The 15931-nt window shown below is 69.2% G+C and carries 15 protein-coding genes; 5 read left to right on the top strand and 10 right to left on the bottom strand.

The features are described 5' to 3' along the window. Positions 1-4: 4 nt before the first annotated feature. Positions 5-364: an NADH-quinone oxidoreductase subunit A gene (locus tag ACIREI_RS29660; protein WP_003974383.1), complete on the bottom strand. Its 360-nt coding sequence runs from the start codon at positions 362-364 to the stop codon at positions 5-7. 711 nt (positions 365-1075) lie between these two features. Here ACIREI_RS29660 and ACIREI_RS29655 point away from each other — a divergent pair. After that, on the top strand, positions 1076-1909 hold the full coding sequence (locus ACIREI_RS29655; protein ID WP_403339119.1) for a C40 family peptidase: 834 nt from the start codon (positions 1076-1078) through the stop codon (positions 1907-1909). A 76-nt stretch (positions 1910-1985) separates the two neighbouring features. Here ACIREI_RS29655 and ACIREI_RS29650 read toward each other — a convergent pair whose 3' ends face one another. After that, the gene (locus tag ACIREI_RS29650) at positions 1986-3812 is read right to left on the bottom strand and encodes an FAD-dependent oxidoreductase (RefSeq protein ID WP_403339116.1); all 1827 of its coding nucleotides are present in this window, start codon (positions 3810-3812) and stop codon (positions 1986-1988) included. Between the two features lie 108 nt (positions 3813-3920). On the opposite strand from ACIREI_RS29650, the gene def reads away from it, so the two are divergent. Beyond that, positions 3921-4547: a peptide deformylase gene (gene def / locus ACIREI_RS29645; protein WP_403339113.1), complete on the top strand. Its 627-nt coding sequence runs from the start codon at positions 3921-3923 to the stop codon at positions 4545-4547. Between the two features lie 11 nt (positions 4548-4558). On the opposite strand, the gene ACIREI_RS29640 is transcribed toward def, so the two are convergent. Then, positions 4559-5878 (bottom strand): geranylgeranyl reductase family protein, encoded by a 1320-nt coding sequence (locus tag ACIREI_RS29640; protein WP_403339110.1) that lies wholly within the window; start codon positions 5876-5878, stop codon positions 4559-4561. A 98-nt stretch (positions 5879-5976) separates the two neighbouring features. On the opposite strand from ACIREI_RS29640, the gene ACIREI_RS29635 reads away from it, so the two are divergent. Both ACIREI_RS29635 and ACIREI_RS29630 read left to right on the top strand, forming a co-directional pair. After that, positions 5977-6483 carry a GNAT family N-acetyltransferase gene (locus ACIREI_RS29635; protein ID WP_403339107.1) on the top strand — a complete coding sequence of 169 codons (507 nt, stop codon included), beginning with the start codon at positions 5977-5979 and terminating at the stop codon, positions 6481-6483. A 155-nt stretch (positions 6484-6638) separates the two neighbouring features. After that, positions 6639-6950 (top strand): PASTA domain-containing protein, encoded by a 312-nt coding sequence (locus ACIREI_RS29630; protein ID WP_403339104.1) that lies wholly within the window; start codon positions 6639-6641, stop codon positions 6948-6950. A gap of 52 nt (positions 6951-7002) precedes the next feature. On the opposite strand, the gene ACIREI_RS29625 is transcribed toward ACIREI_RS29630, so the two are convergent. The 4 genes from ACIREI_RS29625 to ACIREI_RS29610 all read right to left on the bottom strand — a co-directional run bounded on the left by ACIREI_RS29625 (position 7003) and on the right by ACIREI_RS29610 (position 11911). Beyond that, positions 7003-7698, bottom strand: coding sequence for a demethylmenaquinone methyltransferase (locus tag ACIREI_RS29625; protein ID WP_403339102.1), 696 nt, complete (start codon positions 7696-7698; stop codon positions 7003-7005). 64 nt (positions 7699-7762) lie between these two features. After that, entirely contained in the window at positions 7763-9121 is a 1359-nt protein-coding gene (locus ACIREI_RS29620) for an acyltransferase (protein WP_403339100.1), read from the bottom strand. Then, positions 9121-11466: a bifunctional polysaccharide deacetylase/glycosyltransferase family 2 protein gene (locus tag ACIREI_RS29615; RefSeq protein ID WP_403339097.1), complete on the bottom strand. Its 2346-nt coding sequence runs from the start codon at positions 11464-11466 to the stop codon at positions 9121-9123. The genes ACIREI_RS29620 and ACIREI_RS29615 overlap by 1 nt, the downstream gene beginning before the upstream one ends. Before the next feature lie 19 nt (positions 11467-11485). Continuing rightward, entirely contained in the window at positions 11486-11911 is a 426-nt protein-coding gene (locus tag ACIREI_RS29610; protein ID WP_403339094.1) for a hypothetical protein, read from the bottom strand. A 237-nt stretch (positions 11912-12148) separates the two neighbouring features. Between ACIREI_RS29610 and ACIREI_RS29605 the strand changes: the two genes are divergently transcribed. Continuing rightward, positions 12149-13186, top strand: coding sequence for a chitinase (locus ACIREI_RS29605; protein ID WP_403339092.1), 1038 nt, complete (start codon positions 12149-12151; stop codon positions 13184-13186). A 40-nt stretch (positions 13187-13226) separates the two neighbouring features. On the opposite strand, the gene ACIREI_RS29600 is transcribed toward ACIREI_RS29605, so the two are convergent. From ACIREI_RS29600 to ACIREI_RS29590, 3 genes are all read right to left on the bottom strand, one after another. Further along, on the bottom strand, positions 13227-13832 hold the full coding sequence (locus ACIREI_RS29600) for an imidazolonepropionase-like domain-containing protein (protein WP_403339090.1): 606 nt from the start codon (positions 13830-13832) through the stop codon (positions 13227-13229). Between the two features lie 7 nt (positions 13833-13839). Continuing rightward, positions 13840-15054 carry a cyclic dehypoxanthinyl futalosine synthase gene (mqnC, locus tag ACIREI_RS29595; RefSeq protein ID WP_403339087.1) on the bottom strand — a complete coding sequence of 405 codons (1215 nt, stop codon included), beginning with the start codon at positions 15052-15054 and terminating at the stop codon, positions 13840-13842. A gap of 118 nt (positions 15055-15172) precedes the next feature. Next, positions 15173-15919 (bottom strand): prepilin peptidase, encoded by a 747-nt coding sequence (locus ACIREI_RS29590; RefSeq protein ID WP_403339084.1) that lies wholly within the window; start codon positions 15917-15919, stop codon positions 15173-15175. Positions 15920-15931 lie beyond the last annotated feature (12 nt).

The following is a 15931-nucleotide window of genomic DNA, read 5'->3' as shown; positions in this document are numbered from 1 at the left end:
CCCCTCAGTCCCATTCCAGGCCGCCGCGCCGCCATACGTACGCGTACGCGACGAAGACGGTGAGCACGAAGAGCAGCATCTCCACGAGCCCGAAAATCCCCAGGGCGTCGAAGGTGACGGCCCAGGGGTAGAGGAAGACGATCTCGATATCGAAAATGATGAAGAGCATCGCCGTCAGGTAGTACTTGATGGGGAAGCGCCCGCCGCCGGCCGGCGTGGGGGTCGGCTCGATACCGCACTCGTAGGCCTCGAGCTTGGCCCGGTTGTATCGCTTCGGACCGATCAGCGTGGCCATGACCACGGAGAAGATCGCAAAGCCTGCCCCGAGGGCTCCCAGTACGAGGATGGGCGCATACGCGTTCACCGCTCCTCGCTCCTCTCAGTCGGCACTGACTGCTGGCGGTTGCACTGGGCCCACGGCTGCCTCACCAGTCCCACGAACCCCGCTCGTCCCGGCGAAGATCGAGAACATGTGAAGCAGGTCACAAGCCCAACTGCCTCGCATCTTATGCCCGCCGCTCTGTGATCTGCGACACGGGGTATTGCACAAGCTTTGTGATCTCCACCACCTGACGAAGGATCATGAAGCAGGATGAGCGGTGATCTTCACACGAGAAGCGTTCAGGTGATCACCAGAGGTGACATTTCCGCTCGTTGATGCAGCTCGGAAGGGGCGTCTCAATATCAAGAGAGTTCCCTTGCATGCAAATTGGCGCTGGACAGATGGCCTTGATAGTGGCGCATTCACACATGAGAGGGAGCTCCGGAGCGGGATGTGGACGCGTGCACGCGTTCACGAGCGTCGAGGGGCGGGATCCGGGCACGGGACGCGCACATCGCCGTAACCGTTGCGTGACCTCTGCCACACCGAGACGAGACCCTGAGAACCGGGCTTGGCCACCGGTTCCAACAAGTGGTAAGCGATGGGCAATTCGGACTTAATGATGAAAGTCCGTGATCACGGGCGGGATCGAGGGGGTCCGCAATGTCCGTTACGGCGTCAATAAAGGGCGGCACGCCGGGAAATTGGGGCGGTGATTGAGTAACTGTGGCGCAGCCCACGTTTCTTGAAGGTATGGAGGAGCCCCTGATACCGGTTGTTCTCATGTCCCACACCGCTCACATACGTAGCCACCGGAAGCCCCGCCGCGGCGCATCGACGACCATCGCGATGCGTGCCGGAGTTGCCGGTGGCGTCCTCAGCATGGCAGCGGCAGGTGCTGCGTCCGCGGCGAACGCCGCCGAGCCGGTCACGCAGACCATCGAACTGCCCACCCTCACGGGTGACCTGGCGGACCAGCTCGCCCAGTCCGCGGACGCCACTCAGCTGGCGGCGGCGAACTACGAGCTCGACGCCGAGCGTGACGCGGCCGCCGCCGCGGCGGCCAAGGAAGCCAAGAAGGACCTCGCGGAGGCCAAGAAGAAGGCCGAGGCGAAGAAGAAGGCCGAGGAGGCCCGCCGGGCCGCCGCAGAGGCCGCCGCCTCGCGCAGCGCCGAGCGGGCCACCCTGTCCGCTTCCGCGAGCACGAGCACGGACGTGGCCGCTCCCGCCAGCGGCAGCGTCGCGACCGTCATCTCCTTCCTCCGGGCGCAGGTCGGCGACGCGTACGTCATGGGTGCCACCGGCCCCAACGCGTGGGACTGCTCCAGCCTGGTCCAGGCCGCGTTCAAGCAGGTCGGCGTCGACCTGCCGCGGGTCTCGCAGGACCAGTCGATGGCCGGCACCGACATCCCGCTGTCGCAGATCCAGGTCGGCGACATCCTGTACTGGGGCGGCAAGGGCTCGGCGTACCACGTGGGCGTCTACATCGGGAACGGCCAGTACCTGGACGCGGCCAACCCCTCCAAGGGCGTCGTCATCCAGGACCTGTCCGGGTACCCGGCGTCGGGTGCGGTGCGCGTCCTCTGAGTCGCAGGGATCACCGTAAGGGCCGCAGCCGCTCGGGGGCAGCGGCCCTTACGTCTCAGCCGGAAGCCGTTACGCCTCAGCCGAGGTCGAAGGTATTGGGCAGGCCCAGCTTGTAGCGCACCTCGTCGACGCGCTTCAGCGGCTCCAGCTCCGGGGGCCGGTACAGCTCCCAGATCCGGCAGCGCTCGGCGTCCGAATCGTCCGCTTCCAGGAGGGCGTTGACGGCCAAGCGCGCGGATTCGTTGGCGCCTTCCATCGTCGCCAGGTCGACGTCCGTGCGAACGTAGTCGCCCGCGAGGAAGAAGTTCGGGACCTTCGTGCGGGCCGTGGGGCGGTTGTAGAGCGTGCCCGTGGGGTGGATGAGGAGCTGTTCGCGGTTCTGCGGGTCCGGGCCGCCCAGGCCCGTCACCGCCGGGTCCATGAACCAGCCGAGGCGGTCCTCGTCCCGGAGCGTGGTCTTACCGGCGTCGTTCAGGCCGTCCTTCAGCTGGGCCCAGAGTTCGGCGACAACCTCCTCCTTCGTGCACTCCTTGGCCGTCTTGCCGTACAGGATGCCGGGCTTGTCCCATTCCGAGATGATCGCGGAGAGGCAGTCGTGGGCCCGGCCGTCGCCGTAGTCGCGCGCGAAGTCCCGTCCGTCCCAGAACTGGGCCTGGCCGATGCCGGTCACCGACCAAGGTGAGTCGAGGCAGTTGATGTGGCCGTGCACGACCGGTGTCGGCGTGCGCAGGTAGAACATCACGCCGGTCATCCAGTCCGTCTGCAGCGCGTCGCACTTCACGAGCTGCGGGTCGGCCGCGCGCAGGGCGGGACCCCACGTCACGCGCGCGTGCTCGACCGGCAGCGCGGAGATGTAGTGGTCGGCGGTGACCGTTCGTTCGTCGGCGCCGTCGCGGGCCGAGACGCGGACGCCGGTCACCCGGCCGCGGTCGTAGAGGACCTCGTGGGCCTGGGTGCCGAGGACGAACCGGACGCCGAGGGAGCGCAGGTGGGCCTCCCAGGGGTCGATCCAGGCCTCGCTGGTGGGGGCGTTCAGGATGCGGTCGATGTCGGCGTCGCCGTCCATGCCGCGGCCGAGCAGGCCCCACAGGAGCAGGGCCTCGATGATGACGCGGCCGACGGTTCGGGTGGAGGCCACCTCCGCGCGGGTGGCGACCAGATTGCGGGTCTGGCCGATGCCGAGGACCGTCCGGTACTCCTCGCTCATCTCCTCGGCGCGGATGAAGTCCCACCAGGCGACCTTCTCCCACACCTCCTCACGGCGGGCGTCGCAGCTGGTGAGGTGGACGAGGAGGCGGTCGGCGAAGTAGGCCACCTCGTGGGCCGGGAGGCGCGTGCCGAGGTCCAGCACCGAGAGGATCTGGTCGCGGATCCAGCTGAGGGTGAGGTCGCCGGGGCGGGGCGGGGTGGTGGCGCGGCGGAGCGGGAAGTGCAGGTCGGGCCGGCCGCCGGAGCGGGCGAACAGGGCCTCGGTGCCGCTGCGGAGGTTGTCGTGGACGCCGTTCGCGTTGCCGGGGACGGAGATGCGGCGCATGGTGTCCGGCAGGTTCCGGTAGAAGCCGGGGAAGAAGCGGAAGCCGTGCTCGGCGGGGAGGTCCGCGCGGCCGTCGGCCGCCGTGCCGGGGACGGGCATCGAGCGGGCCTTGCCGCCGAGGGTGTCGTAGTACTCGTAGACGGTGACCGCGTAGCCGCGTTCGGCGAGTTCGTGGGCGGCGCTCAGGCCGGACACTCCGCCGCCGAGGATGGCGACGCTCTTGCCCGAAGCCGCCTTCGCGCTTCCCGCCGGCCATAAGGCGAGGGCGCCGGCGGCTCCTCCGGCACCGGCCAGAAAGCGTCTGCGGGTGTGGCCGGATCGCGAGTGACCTGTCTTCTCCTGGGGCTCCTGCGTGTGTTCTGTTGTCATGAATCCGTGAGGGTAGGGAGGGTCTGCCGAGGTCGGAAGCCCGTTTCTCGGCCGACCACAGCATCCTCACACCACGCAACAGCACACAGACACGAAGGAGAGACAGCGATGCCCAGCGTTTTCGTGCAAGGCAGGCCCGTCGAGTCGTATCCGCCGCTCGCGCCCGAGGCCCGGCGTGGGTCGGTGCGCAGGATCACCGAGGTGGGTGAAGAGGTGCTGCACAAGCCATGCCGGGATGTCACCGAGTTCGGGCCCGATCTCGCCGCGCTCATCGACGACATGTTCCTGACGATGTACATCGCCGACGGGGCGGGACTGGCAGCGAACCAGGTCGGCGTGAATCTGCGGCTGTTCGTGTACGACTGCCCGGACGACGACGGGGTCCGGCATGTCGGGCACATCGTGAACCCGGTGCTGGAGCCCCTCGACCCGGCCGGGCGCAGGCTGCTCGACGACAGCGAGGGGTGCCTCTCCGTGCCGGGCGCGGTGATGGACGTCCCGCGCCCGGACCGGGCCGTGGTGCGCGGGTACGACAAGGACGGCGAGCCGCTGGTGATCGAGGGCACGGGGTACTTCGCCCGCTGCCTCGCCCATGAGACCGACCATGTGGGCGGGCACGTCTATCTGGACCGGCTCTCCAAGCGCGAACGCAAGGACGCGCTGCGGCAGGTGGCGGACCGGCGCGAGGAGGTCTTCGCACGCCGGGCCGCCAACGTCGAGGCCCTCAACGGCTAGTCGCCGCTGGGTCAGGCCTTCGGTGCCACCTTGCTCAGCCCGTTGATGATCCGGTCCATCGCGTCGCCGCCCGTCGGGTCGGTGAGGTTCGCCAGGAGCTTCAGGGTGAACTTCATCAGGAGCGGGTGGGTCAGGCCGCGCTGGGCCGCGATCTTCATGACCTTCGGGTTGCCGATGAGCTTCACGAAGGCGCGGCCCAGCGTGTAGTAGCCGCCGTAGGTGTCCTTCAGGACGCGCGGGTAGCGCTGGAGGGCGAGTTCACGCCCGGCGGGGGTCGAGCGGGCGTGGGCCTGGACGATGACGTCGGCGGCGATCTGGCCGGACTCCATGGCGTAGGCGATGCCCTCGCCGTTGAAGGGGTTCACCAGGCCGCCGGCGTCGCCGACCAGCAGCAGGCCTTTGGTGTAGTGCGGTTGGCGGTTGAAGGCCATGGGGAGGGCGGCGCCGCGGATCGGTCCGGTCATGTTGTCCGGGGTGTAGCCCCAGTCCTCCGGCATGGAGGCGCACCAGGCCTTGAGGACCTCGCGCCAGTCGAGCTCCTTGAAGGAGTCGGAGGTGTTGAGCACGCCCAGGCCGACGTTCGACGTGCCGTCGCCCATGCCGAAGATCCAGCCGTAGCCGGGCAGGAGGCGGTCCTCTCCCGGCCCGCGGCGGTCCCACAGTTCCAGCCAGGACTCCAGGTAGTCGTCCTCGTGGCGGGGGCTTTCGAAGTACGTCCGTACGGCGACGCCCATCGGGCGGTCCTCGCGGCGGTGCAGACCCATCGCCAGGGACAGCCGCGTGGAGTTGCCGTCGGCGGCGACCACCAGGGGCGCGTGGAAGGTGACCTCGCGCTTCTCCTCGCCGAGCTTGGCGTGGACGCCGGTGATGCGGCCGGTGCGGTCGTCGATGATCGGGGCGCCGACGTTGCAGCGCTCGTAGAGGCGGGCGCCTGCCTTCTGGGCCTGGCGGGCGAGTTGCTCGTCGAAGTCGTCGCGCTTGCGGACGAGGCCGTAGTCGGGGAAGGAGGCGAGGTCGGGCCAGTCGAGCTGGAGGCGTACGCCGCCGCCAATGATCCTGAGGCCCTTGTTGCGCAGCCAGCCGGCCTCCTCGGAGATGTCGATGCCCATCGCCACGAGCTGTTTGACCGCGCGCGGGGTCAGGCCGTCACCGCAGACCTTCTCCCTCGGGAACTCGGTCTTCTCCAGCAGGAGGACGTCGAGGCCGGACTTGGCCAGGTGGTAGGCCGTCGTGGAGCCGGCCGGTCCCGCGCCCACGACGATCACATCGGCGGTGTTCTCGGTGAGGGGCGAGGAGACGGGTGAGGAGAGTGGCTCGGTCACGTCGGTCACGGCGGGATCTCCCCGAGTTCGAAATCTGTGTGCCGACCGGCACTGGACATGGGCAGTCTATTCAGCAGCATTGATCACCCGGCTGAAGGGCTGCCTCCGTGAACCGAGCTCTCCCTGTCGTACGGCTCCGTGTCCCCACCGACGAGGACGCCGTCGCCTGGCACCGGGTCTTCGCCCACCCCGATGTCATGGAGTTCCACGGCGGCCGGGCCGCGGAGCTGTCCGTCTACGAGGAGCTCACCGCCCGTCAGCGTCGGCACGACGCCGTGCTCGGGTTCTGCCTGTGGACCATGCTCGACGAGAACGAGCAGGTCGTCGGCTTCACCGGAGCCCAGCCGTGGGAGCGGCCCTGGGGTCCCACGGGGGAGATCGAGATCGGCTGGCGGCTCGGCCGGGAGCACTGGGGCAAGGGGTATGTCACGGCGGCCGCGCGGCTGACGCTGGAGCGGGTGCGGGCGGCCGGGGTGCCGAGCGTGGTGGCGATGGTCGACGCCCGCAACGAGCGGTCGATCGCGGTGACGCGGCGGCTGGAGATGCGGCTAGACGAAGTGTTCACCACACCGGATGCGCGGCAGCAGGGGCACTGCTACCGGCTCGATCTGTGACGCCGGGTGCGTGGCCCTTCGCGGACCACTGGTGACCCTGAGTAATCGACTGCTACAGAAAGGTACTTGACGCTTCCGGGCGGCGTGCCTGCGCGGTTACCCTGCCAGTACCGCTGGGGGTGACATCTGTGCGTATAACACCCAAAAAGCCCGAGGTGCGCGTACCGAGGTTCGTCGGACTGATGGCCATGGACGCGCGCGAGGCAGCGAAGTCGCACGGCCTGCTCCTCAACGCACCGGACCGGCCGGACTTCCACCTCACCGTCGTCGACTACGTCGTACGCCAGTACCCCCAGCCCGGCGCCGAGGTGCCGCGGGACTCGCTGGTCTACGTCTGGTTCGACTTCGGCGAGGGCGAGGGCGGCGGAGGCGTACGCGAGCCACGCACCCCGTGGCCGCCGAAGGGTGGGCTGGAGCGGGAACTCGACGAGCCCGGGGACCCGTACCCCGTCGTCAGCTCCGCTTGAGGCTGCCGCCCAGCTTGCAGCCTGCCGCTCAGTTCAGCTTGACGCCTGCCGCTCAGCTCTGCTTGAAGCCCCGGTGGAGGGCCACCACTCCGCCCGTCAGGTTCCGCCAGGCCACCTTCGACCAGCCCGCCTTGCGCAGGTGTTCGGCGAGGGCCGGCTGGTCGGGCCAGGCTCGGATGGACTCGGCGAGGTAGACGTACGCGTCGGGGTTCGAGGACACCGCGCGGGCGACCGGGGGCAGGGCGCGCATCAGGTACTCGGTGTAGACGGTGCGGAAGGGCGCCCAGGTCGGGTGCGAGAACTCGCAGATCACGACCCGGCCGCCAGGCCGCGTCACCCGGTACATCTCACGCAGGGCGGCGTCGAAGTCCTGGACGTTGCGCAGCCCGAAGGAGATGGTGACCGCGTCGAAGGTGTCGTCCCTGAACGGCAGCTTCGTCGCGTCCCCCGCCGTGAGCGGCAGCCACGGGTGCTTCTTCTTGCCGACCTGGAGCATGCCGAGGGAGAAGTCGCAGGGGACGACGTACGCGCCCGTCTGCGCGAAGGGCAGGGACGAGGTGGCCGTGCCGGCCGCCAGGTCGAGGACCTTCTGCGCGGGGCGGGCGTCGACCGCCTTCGCCACCTCCTTGCGCCACACACGGTCCTGGCCGAGCGACAGCACGTCGTTGGTCAGGTCGTACCGTTCCGCCACGTCGTCGAACATCGAGGCGACTTCGTGCGGCTGCTTGTTCAGGGAAGCGCGGGTCACGTGCCCATTCTTGCAGCCGCCCGCATGGAAGCGGCCGAGGCCCCTCACGCAAGCAGCCGGGGCCTCACGGAACGAGCTTGGGTTTCTTCTTCCCGGCCACGTCCTCAACCCAGCCGCACAACACGACGAACACCGTGATCAGGATCCAGCCGATGCCGAACATGAACCACTGGCTCTCCAGCGGCAGGTACTTCTCGAAGGCGGGCACGTTCCAGAACTGGTCGATCAGCGGCACGGCGAGGATCAGGGCGATCTCGTGCCAGAGGTAGATCGTGACCGCGCGGGCGTTGAAGACCGTGACGAGGCGGTCGGCGCGGCGGAAGCGGGTCAGCCAGGCGAAGTCGATCCGGAAGTACTCCTTGGCGTACATCAGCAGCGTCACATAGCCCGCCGACCAGAAGGCCTGGGCGAGGGGGATGTCGTCCAGGTCGTAGGAGCCGGTTTCGGCCTGGTGGGTGAAGGCGTACCAGCCGCCGTACCCGATCGCCGCGAGGGAGAGGGCGGCGACGGCGAACGGCTTGAGCCGGCGCAGGACGCCGTCGCGGTGCGCGAAGCCGAGGATCCAGCAGAAGAGGAACGTGGCCAGGTCGGTGAGCGCGCTGCCGAAGCGGTTGTCCGGGGGCTCCCACGCGAAGTGGAGGACGAGGATCGGGCTCAGCGAGAGCAGCAGCACCGTCACCGGGGCCAGGCGGAACACGCGCAGCAGCAGGGAGGAGAGCAGGACGAACCAGAGGTACGTCCGCAGGTACCAGAGGATCTCCCAGGCCTGCTGGCCCCAGGCGTTGCCCGGCGGGTCGCCCAGCGGCACGATCCAGTAGACGATCTGCCAGCCCGGCATCCAGTCGTGGATCAGCATCGCCACGACGACGAAGAAGCCCCAGAACCAGAAGGGCGGCAGGAGCCGGCGCATCCGGCCGCGCACCACCTGGACCGCGGGGCGTTCCAGGGACTTGGCCATGAGGGTGCCGGCCAGGGCGAACATGATCCCCATCGAGGGGAAGACCATGCCCGCCCAGGCCCAGCCGAAGGTGTGGTAGGTGACGACGCGGATGAGGGCGACCGCGCGGAGGGTGTCGAAGTAGCGGTCGCGGCCCGCGGGCCGAGGCGGAGGCTTCTCCTCCTCCACCTCGGCAGCGGGGTTCCGGGCCCGGGGATCCGGCTGCGGATCCGGTTCCGGGTCCTCCACGGGCAGCGGCGCCGTCCCCTCGATGCCGGCATCCTGCCCGTAGTCCACGTACTGCTGCGGATACGACTGCTCCTGGACGTATTGCTGCGGTCGGCCGTAGCCGTCATGGCCGTACGGCGCCTGCGACTGCTGCCCGTATCCGTAGCCGCTGCCGTAGCTGTTGTCGCTGCCGCTGCCGTAGCTGTTGCCTCGCGGGTACGCCTGTGGATACCCCGGCTGCTCCTGTCCCCAGCTCATCAGCTGACCCCCGCCGGTGTCCCGACCTCGCCCGTGCGCTTCAGCTTCTGCCAGCGCAGGCGGCCGCCGGTCAGGGCGGTGATGCAGGAGTGGATGAGGACGAGGTACATCATCTGGCGGTAGGCCAGTTGCTGGAGCGGCATCATGAGCAGGTAGCGGTACTTCTCGCCGTCCAGGCGGAAGGCGTACGCGGCACACAGCAGCTGCACCCCGAGCACCGCCAGCCAGGCCAGCAGCGCCGCCGTGAAGTCGACGAAGATCATCGAATAGACGGTGAACACGTCGATCAGCGGCGCGAAGACCGGCGTGACGATCTGGAAGATGACGACCAGCGGCATGCCGACCCGGCCGAAGCGGCCCGAAGGCCCCTTGTCCGTCAGGGACTTGCGGTGCTTCCACAGCGCCTGCATGGTGCCGTACGACCAGCGGTAGCGCTGCGACCACAGCTGCTTGAGCGAACCCGGCGCCTCCGTCCACGCGCGCGCATGCTCCTGGTAGACGACCCGCCGGCCCGCACGGTGCATGGCGATGGTGATGTCGGTGTCCTCGGCGAGCGTGTCCTCGCTCATACCGCCGACCTCGAGGACCGCCTCGCGGCGGAAGGCGCCGATCGCGCCCGGGATGGTCGGCATGCAGCGCAGCAGGTCGTACATACGGCGGTCGAGGTTGAAGCCCATCACGTACTCGATGTGCTGCCAGGCACCGATGACGGTGTTGCGGTTGCCGACCTTGGCGTTGCCGGCCACCGCGCCCACCTCGGGGTCGGCGAAGGGCTGCACCAGCTGCCGTACGGTGTCCGGCTCGAAGACCGTGTCGCCGTCCATCATCACGACGATGTCGTAACTGGCGCTGCGGACACCGTTGTTCAGCGCCGCCGGCTTGCCCGCGTTCTCCTGGCGGATGACGCGGACGTTGGTCATGCCGAGTTCGCGGGCCGCGTTGCGCGCGATCTCGGAGGTGCCGTCCGACGAACCGTCGTCCACGACGATGATCTCGATCGGATGCGTGCTCTTCGCCAGCGACGCGAGGGTGTTGGCGATGCACTCCTTCTCGTTGTACGCCGGGACGATCACGCTCACCGGTTGGTGGACGGTTGGTCCCCAGCTGAACCGGCGTTTGTTGCGCTGCCGGTAGTGGCGGCGGGCGAGGAGCAGCATCATGCCGAAGCGGCCCAGCACGGCGACGCCGACGATCATGAGGCCGACCGACAGCACCGGAACCGCCCATTCGGCGACGGCCACGGCCCCGATCAGGGCCTTGCCCTCGTAGAGGGTCGCGCCGGTGGCCTCGCGGTGAGCGGCCTGGAGGTTCGAGATGCCCACGCCCGTCTGCCCGTTCGGGCCCTGCTGCGTCTGTCCGGTCGGCGCACCGCCCGGCTGCCGGCCGGAACCCGCCGTACCGGCCGCCGCCTGCTGATCACCCGCCGCCTGCTGACCGGTTCCCGCCTGCTGACCGTTCGCCGACTCGTCCTTCTGTACGGCGCCGCTGATCGTGGTGAAGGTGTAGCCCTTCGCCTTCATCTTCTCGATGTACGTCGGCAGCGCCTTGATCGTCTGCGACCGCTCGCCGCCCGCGTCGTGGAAGAGCACGGACGCGCCCTCGCCGTCCTCCGGCGTGGCCCACTTGACGATCTTCGAGACGCCCGGCCGCTTCCAGTCGTCGCTGTCGGTGTCGACGAAGACGCTGGTGTAGCCGCTCTCGCCGAGCTTCTTGTAGACGGGCCAGCTGTAGTTGTCGATGGCGTCCGTCTCCGAGGAGTACGGCGCCCGGAACAGCGTGGTCGTGATGCCGGCCGCGCCCGCCAGCGCGAGCTGCGTCTGCTGCATCTCGCGGTTGACGCGGGCGTCGCTCTGGTAGGAGAGGTCGACGTGGGTGAAGGTGTGGATGCCCACCTCGTTGCCCTGCTCGACCATGTCCTCGACGATCCCCGGGTAGCGCGAGACCATCGAGCCGACCACGAAGAACGTGGCGGGTACGTCGTACTTCTTCAGGATCTCGAGGACTTGCGGCGTCCAGGTCGGGTTCGGTCCGTCGTCGAAGGTGAGGGCGATCGTCTTGTCCGGGACGGAGACGGTGGTGGCCTGACCGCCCCGGAAGGTGAGGATCGGCCCGCCGTCGAGGACCTTGTCGGGGACCTTGCTGGAGCTGGCCCCGGTGCGCACACGCTGGTCGCCGCCGACCTCGGCGCGCAGATAGCCGTCGAGCAGCATGACGCTGGTCAGCGCGAGCAGGAGCAGTCCGGCGAGGATCACGCGCGGTTTCTGCAGCGCCGCGGCCTTGCCCGCCGCCCGCTGGATTCGGGTGGGGGCGCGACGGCGGCCGCGTGAGGGAGTCGTCGTAGTCATGAGGGTGGGTGCGTCCCGGTCAGTTGGCGGCGGCCGCGGAAGCGGAGGCGGAGGCGGTCGGGGCGGAAGTGGGCGGCTCGCCGGTCGTGGTGCCCGTCGGCGGCGTCCCGGTGGGCTTCGCGGGCGGGGTGCCGATGCCGCCCTGCGGCTGGGCGCCGCCGGGGCCCGAGTTCGGAGCACCGGCCGGGCCGCCGCCCCCGAAGGGCAGCAGTTCGGACGGCGTCAGGGAGGTGCCGACCCCCATGAAGGCCATGCCCAGCACGACCGCGTACCCGAGGCAGGCGACGCCGACCAGGAGGCCGATGCGACGCAGCAGCTTGGAGCGGCGTCCGGAGTTGTCAACGAACACGGGCCCCTCGGCGGACCCGTCGTTGCCGCGTTTGCGGCGGCGACCGCGCACAGCGGGCTCAGCGGCGCGGTTTTCGATGGCAGGCTCGGAATGCATTCCCCGGATATTAGGGAACCTTTATGTGCCCACGGCTCTGCACTTCATGTGAGAGGCCCATGAGAAACGCCTTAACCTGTCCGCTTCCTGAGAGTTTCCATGAACACCTGCGCACCTCACAGCTCTGTGAAAGGAGTTGAAGGCCCAGACCTCGGCGGAGTGTGAGACATTTCCGCCCGGGGGCCGTATGAGATCTCTCGATCAGAGACCGAAATCACGAAAGCGGGTACCTACCCAATGCGGAGTTTCCTGACGGCGACGGCCGGGCTCACCTGCATGTTTGCACTGGCCATCACAGGGTGCTCCGCGGGCGCCGACGACACGGCGGACGCGGCGCCGCCGACCCAGCGGCAGACCGGCGAATCGGCCTCCGCGTCACCCTCCGCAACGGCCTCGTCGAGCACGTCGTACGCCCCCTACGTCAGCTCCACCGAGGCCTCCGACAACGACTCCGTCGGCTCACCGGCGACGTACATCCTGGCCTTCGTGATCTCGGACGGCAGTGGCTGCACCCCCAAGTGGAACGGCACGACCGCACTCGCCGACTCGGTCACGAAGTCCCGCATATCGCAGCTCACCCAGGACGGCGCCACCGTCCGTGTCTCCTTCGGCGGCGCCTCCGGCAAGGAGCTGGCGGCGACTTGCGACAGCGCGTCCGAACTGGCGGAGGCCTACGGGAAGGCACTGGACGCGGCCGGTTCCTCACAGGCCGACTTCGACATCGAGGGCGACGAGCTGACCGACTCCGGCTCGGTGGACCTGCGTTCGGAGGCGATCGCGCTGCTGCAGAAGGAGCGCGGCGATCTGGAGGTCTCCTTCACGCTGCCGGTGATGCCCTCCGGGCTCGACGACGACAGCCTGGCGCTGCTGGAGTCCGCCAACGAGCACGACGTCCAGGTCTCCACGGTCAACATCATGACGATGAACTACGGCGAGTCGTACACCGGCGACATGGGCGACTACGCCCTCACGTCCGCCGAGGCCGCGCACACGCAGCTCAAGGAGATCTTCGGCACGTCGGACGCCACCGCGTGGCGGGCCATGGCGCTCACTTCGATGCTCGGCGTGAACGACGTCGACAACGAGACATTCACGCTTGACGATGCGGCGCAGGTACGGGAGTTCGCCGAGGAGAAGGGGATCGGGTGGGTTTCCATGTGGGCGACGTTTCGGGACCGGCAGTGTGACGACGGGTCCTCTTCGGATGACGCCCTGACGAATTGCAGTGGGGTGGATCAGGAGGACGGGGCGTTCGCGGAGGCGTTTTCGGGATGAGCTTTATTGATACGGCCCCGCGCCCCCTGACGGCGTGTACTCACCGTCGGCGGTAAACCAACCGCCCGTCCACCACCGTCGCCACGCACGTCCCCGCACCGCGTTCCGCGAGCTCCGCCTCGTCCCGTACGTCGAAAACGGCGAACCGGGCGGCGGAGCCGCGCTCGCGCGGGGGCGGGAACTGCACCGGCCATCCTGAGGCGTACGGGTCGAGGGACGGAACGCCGTCGGGGCGCCCGATGCGGCCCATGACCGCCAGACCGGTGCGCCGCACGGCGTCCCGCACGGCGCGGTTGCGCAGTTCCTCGCAGGCGGCGCGGACCGTGCCGTACGCCAGCATCCGCTGCACCCCGCGCCGGGCACTCGCGCCCCACCGCGCGTCGTCCATGTCCAGCGCCGCCAACGCGTCCCCGGTCAGCGGCTCGGTGCCCAGTTCGTCGGCCTCGCGCGGATCGGGGTGGTACGCCTCCTCCAGCAGCTCGTTGCCGTGGATATTGATCAGCCCGGGGGTCAGAATGCCGGGCCACTGCCGCACCCGCGCCCGCGGATGGGCGGCGACGAGCTCCTCCAGCGGCCCGGCGTCGGCGATCCAGTCGCCCTGGACGACGAGCGCATGGCCCCTGGAGTCGGCGTGAATCGTCAGCACGGGTACGTCAGTTGGAGGCCAGGAGCTTCAGCTCGGGGTGGGCCGTGCCGCCCTCGATCGCGGTCGACGAGATGTGGGAGGCGACCCGCTCGTCGACGGGGTCGTTCGCCGGGTCGTCGTGCACCACGATGTGCTCGTACGTCGTGGTCCGCTGCGCCGGCACCCGCCCCGCCTTGCGGATCAGGTCGATGATCTCCAGCCGGTTGGAGCGGTGCTTGGCGCCGGCCGAGGAGACGACGTTCTCCTCCAGCATGATCGAGCCGAGGTCGTCGGCGCCGTAGTGCAGCGACAGCTGGCCGATCTCCTTGCCGGTGGTCAGCCAGGAGCCCTGGATGTGCTGGACGTTGTCCATGAACAGCCGCGCGATGGCGATCATCCGCAGGTACTCGAAGATCGTGGCCTGCGTACGGCCCTTCAGGTGGTTGTTCTCGGGCTGGTAGGTGTACGGGATGAAGGCCCGGAAGCCACCCGTGCGGTCCTGGACGTCACGGATCATCCGCAGGTGCTCGATGCGCTCGGCATTGGTCTCGCCGGTGCCCATCAGCATCGTCGACGTCGACTCGACGCCCAGGCCGTGCGCGATCTCCATGATCTCCAGCCAGCGCTCACCGCTCTCCTTCAGCGGGGCGATGGCCTTGCGGGGACGGGCGGGCAGGAGTTCCGCTCCGGCGCCCGCGAAGGAGTCGAGGCCGGCCTCGTGGATCCGGGTGATGGCCTCCTCGACCGACACACCGGAGATCCGGGCCATGTGCTCGACCTCGCTCGCCCCCAGGCTGTGGATGACGAGCTGCGGGAACTCCTTCTTGATGGCGGCGAAGTGCTTCTCGTAGTACTCGACGCCGTAGTCCGGGTGGTGACCGCCCTGGAACATGATCTGCGTGCCGCCGAGCTCGACGGTCTCCGCGCAGCGCCGCAGGATGTCGTCCAGGTCGCGGGTCCAGCCCTTGGCCTTGTCCTTGGGGGCGGCGTAGAAGGCGCAGAACTTGCACGCCGTGACGCACACGTTCGTGTAGTTGATGTTGCGCTCGATGATGTACGTCGCGATGTGCTCGGTGCCCGCGTACCTGCGGCGGCGTACGGCGTCGGCGGCGGCGCCCAGCGCGTGCAGCGGGGCGTCGCGGTAGAGGACGAGCGCTTCCTCCGGGCTGATGCGTCCGCCCGCTGCGGCACGGTCGAGGACGGCTGTGACATCGAACGACGTGAGGTCGGCCTTCTCGGTCACCGGGACGTCCCTTTCGTCAAGGGGTTGGACGGACCGAACCAGCCTACGCCAGGCGTTTTGGGCGGCCGACCTCAGGCCGCGCCCGCACGTCGGCGATCAGGTCGCGCCCTGCCCGCGGTCACGCCGAATACGCCCCGATCAGCAGCCCCACGAACGCCCCGCCGATCAGGAACGGCCCGAACGGGATCGCCGTCCTGCGCCCGGCCCTGCGCAGGAGGACCAGCCCCCAGCCGTACAGCGCCCCGAACAGGAACCCGGCGAACGTGCCGAGCATGACGGTCGACCAGCCGTACCACCCCAGCACCGCCCCCGCCCCCAGCGCCAGCTTCACATCGCCGAAGCCCATGCCGCCGGGGTTGATCATGTACAGCACGTAGTAGCCGGCGCCGAGCGCGAGCGTGGCCCACAGGGCGGTGGGCCAGTCACCGGCGTGCTCGGGGACGAGGGCGACCAGGCCGAGCAGGGCGAGCGCGGCGACGGCCAGCGTGAGGGTCAAGGGGTTGGGCAGCCGCCGTACCCGGAAGTCGACGACCGTGAGCAGTACGCCGATGGGCGCCAGCAACAGCCAGACGCCCAGCTCGGGCCGGGTGTCCGTGGCGGCGGCGAGGGCGGCGCAGACGAGAGCGGTGACGGCGGCGAGCATCGGGGCGCCGGGGCCGTACGGCGGCATGCCGGTCCCGCACTGCCCGCACCGGGCCCGCCCGAGCCACCCGCCGAACCGTCCGCCGATCGCGTGCCCACCCGGACACGCCTCCCGCCACCCCTCCCCCTCCGGGACGGAGAACCGATAGGCGGCCTTCGGCAGCAACGCCCCCGCCCCCGCGCCCCAGAGCGCGGCGATGAGGACCAGCAGCGCGGTACTCATCCGGCCGTACTA

The organism is Streptomyces sp. NPDC093591 (assembly GCF_044764885.1).
Classification (GTDB): Bacteria; Actinomycetota; Actinomycetes; order Streptomycetales; family Streptomycetaceae; genus Streptomyces.
The sequence above is the reverse complement of the archived record's forward strand: the minus strand, read 5'-3'. Positions and strand labels throughout refer to the sequence as shown.